The sequence below is a fragment of the Shewanella sp. SM74 genome, assembly GCF_025653725.1.
Classification (GTDB): domain Bacteria; phylum Pseudomonadota; class Gammaproteobacteria; order Enterobacterales; family Shewanellaceae; genus Shewanella; species Shewanella oncorhynchi.
Genome location: NZ_JAKKRZ010000070.1, coordinates 1 through 3,209, shown reverse-complemented (window position 1 = coordinate 3,209; position 3,209 = coordinate 1). Strand labels below are relative to the sequence as shown.

Sequence of the window (3,209 nt, the reverse complement as noted above, 5' to 3'; positions counted from 1 at the left end):
ATGACTGACAGGCTCCTTCACCARACGCAACACYTGCGAGATTTGCTCAGGGCTCCAATCCAATTGCAGCAAAAGGACGATGCTCTCTATTCGCTGTGAGGGTATCGCATATTTACTCGACTGACGCCTCATTGTGACAGCCTGCTTGTGTGCAATATCAGGCTGATAGCGTGATTGCCCTTGGCATCGTTTAACTTCCCTATAGACACTAGAGCGATGACAATCAATGCATTTAGCTATGTGTGCTATMGAAAAGCCCTGTTCTAACAGCACGGAAATCTGGTATCGTCTTGCTTCGGTCAACTGTTGATAATTCATGGTGATACTCTTTTACTTTGGCGAGATAAAGCGTACCACTTTTCAGCAGTTGGCTTCTTCTACACCTCGATTAGAGTGTCGCAGTTATTATCTGAATTCTGGCAATAGAGCTATATATAATCGGAACATTCCCGCCAACACCTTTAAAGGTAACTCGAACATCGTTTGGATCTTTATTGCTTTTATCAATATCTAGATATAACTTGCCATCATCAGGGTAGATAATAAGCTCTTCAAAATCCCCCAATGTCGATATTTCAACTAAATCAAAGCTGTCATCGTCTGATGGTGTTTTAATCGCATCTTTGAATCTTTCTAGACTTTTAAAACCGTATTCTTGATCATCTAACTCAAGAGCAATGACTTTACTGAGTGTAGAATATTCAGCAGACACCTCCCCCCACTCGATACAGAGTAGTTCTGCGCTTAAGCGCATTACTGCAAAATTATCTCGCTCAAAAGCGGTACATCCATCAATGTTATCAGGGCTATATCTATGATTTCTGCATTCTTCACCATCACCATTAAAATCAGGGATGTCTATTAACCAAACAGCATTTCTATCAAGATCAACTATCACATTTTCAGGATGTAAATCCCCATGTGAAATATGTAAAGCATGCAAGTGTTCAATACTTGATATCAGCTCTTTAATAATATTTATCGGTGTGCTTAAAACAGGAATATCCTTCCACTTAATCCCCTTAGCCTCATCCATCACCAAGAATAAACTGCCGCTGCGGGTCGCTAACCCAAACTCATGAATATGAGGAATGTATGGTGGTGAGAATGATTTAAGCTTGGCTATTTTCTCTAGAAAATGGAGGGTTTTATAGCCAAACTGCACATTCTCACTGGTCGGTGAAATTTTTGACCACTCTTTAACAACTAAGCCATTCGATAAGTATATTTCTTTATTATTCGACTCGCTTAACACCTCATCTTCAGGATACTGGCGACTAACTTTAATATCTTGCTCGTACATTTCGAGCGATGACACATCAAAATCCAGATTTTGCTCATTTTTGGGTTCTGCTTTTTTCAGTTCATCAAACAGCACTCTGGCATCTTTTAACTGTTGGTCCAAAGCCAAAGATAAGACATCAGCGTACCAACTAGTGCTTTGGTTTAAATCAGATTGAAAACTCTTAAGGCTATTAGGAGACAATCGCTTACCTTGCATAATGTGCCAAGTAATAACGGCTAATGCATAGACATCCATGCTAAATGGTGTTGTTTTTTCATTTGCGACCATTCCAAATGGCGTTAAACCATCACTAACCGATAATGTTTCACGATAGTCACCAACCGTACCAGATGGCTGATGATAGGCTGATATGAAATTCGAAAGAGCTATTTCTTTTGATGGTGAAATCCAAATACTATGATCACCTAAGTCTCTGTGAGCTATTTTGAGTTCGTGCAAATCAGCAAACTTAGCAACAAGCAACTTAACAACCGTTAGTCGTTCGCTTTCAGTAAATGAAACACAAAACTTACCGATAAATTCATTAAAACGAACATGACTCGGTGGTAACTCATATAGTTCAAACTGCTGCGCAGTAACTTCATCTTTTTGCACACTCGTTAGAGAGGTTAGGCAATATTTATATAAGTCGTAATTTTGGTGGCGAATAAAACTCAAAACTTCACGTTCACGTGAAATTATCTGAAATCGTCCCTCTGGGGTCTTAGCATTTCGACCAGAAATTTGATTAAAGTCCCACAGGCGCAGCAATGCTTCATCTTTTTTAGATACCTCTGAGACTGCTGAGAACTCTTTGTATGCACCTTTAGGATGAGCAAAGACTTCTTCAATCGCCATATAACCATTGATAATTAGGTGTTTGGGTTGAATATTTGCGTTTTTACGGTCAAATAGCTTATCAAAGATATGAAAATCTTGATTTAAAACCTTAGAAGCTGGGTGAGGTTTAAACTTTGCGTTAAAAGCATATTCATTCTTTAGGCTCAAAAATTGCTCTAAAGAAATAGTATATTCTTTGTCTGCTTCGGGCAGACGCTCAAAATCAGCATTACCCGTCATGACCACTAAAAAATGCACAAATGGTCTAAAACCTTTGTTTGAAAATTGATTCTTATACTTGTCTAGTTTTTTCTCTAACAGCTGTTTCTTATTGCGCGTAACACTTACAGGTGAGCGGCCCATTTCTTTATTGTTCTTAAGCCATTTATCCCCACGGGCTGTTATTTCGCCATGGTTCCAATCTTTAAGTTCAATAATAAGCACATTACAATGGGTCACGATAACCAGGTCGAACTCGCCTTCTTTGCCTTTATCAACAAAACGAAAACCAGCGTATCCCTTCCAAGGGAAAATGCTATTACCTTTAGCTTGTTGAAGTTGTTCTTGTAAAGACTGACCGCTCGAAGGTTTATTCTGTAGCTGCTTACCTTTTGTCTTGTCTTGAAAATGCTTCTCAATTGTTTCAATAGCGTCAACTTCATGGGCTAATAAACCGCCTTCCCATAGCTCGATGTTCAAATCGTTCTCCTAAATCCCTTTAAATTTATAAGCACTGTGGTAACTCGCCATTATCCAAATAATTAAGTAAATCTGGATTGTTCAACACACCACGATAAAAAATTGTTTCCCAGCGGTTCACCGATTGATGTTCAGTACTGAAGAATCCCCTGATGATTTACAAATAAATCATCAAATTAGGGTGGAAGCGCATCTTGTTGCATGATCAAATGGTTTCGCTAAAAACTACACTTGGACAACAAGATGCGCGAAGCCAATATCCTACAACATTCTTTACACCAATACTGCCCAGAACTTCACCTAAAACGATTAAACAGCTTGATGCTGGCCTCTAAGGCACTGATTGAATGTAAGACACTGACCTTGACTGAGTTAGGTCGAAATT

General features: G+C 39.0%; 2 protein-coding genes and 1 pseudogene. 1 reads left to right on the top strand and 2 read right to left on the bottom strand.

Annotated elements, in window-relative coordinates; genetic code table 11:
- Together L5M49_RS24875 and L5M49_RS24870 are read right to left on the bottom strand one after the other, a co-directional pair.
- A partial coding sequence (locus L5M49_RS24875; RefSeq protein WP_263266987.1) for a helix-turn-helix domain-containing protein occupies positions 1 to 318 on the bottom strand: 318 nt, incomplete at its 3' end.
- A 70-nt stretch (positions 319 to 388) separates the two neighbouring features.
- The gene (locus tag L5M49_RS24870; protein WP_263266986.1) at positions 389 to 2,824 is read right to left on the bottom strand and encodes an NERD domain-containing protein kinase family protein; all 2,436 of its coding nucleotides are present in this window, start codon (positions 2,822 to 2,824) and stop codon (positions 389 to 391) included.
- 243 nt (positions 2,825 to 3,067) lie between these two features.
- Between L5M49_RS24870 and L5M49_RS24865 the strand changes: the two are divergent.
- Positions 3,068 to 3,209, top strand: a pseudogene (locus tag L5M49_RS24865) (IS4 family transposase); the annotation flags it as partial.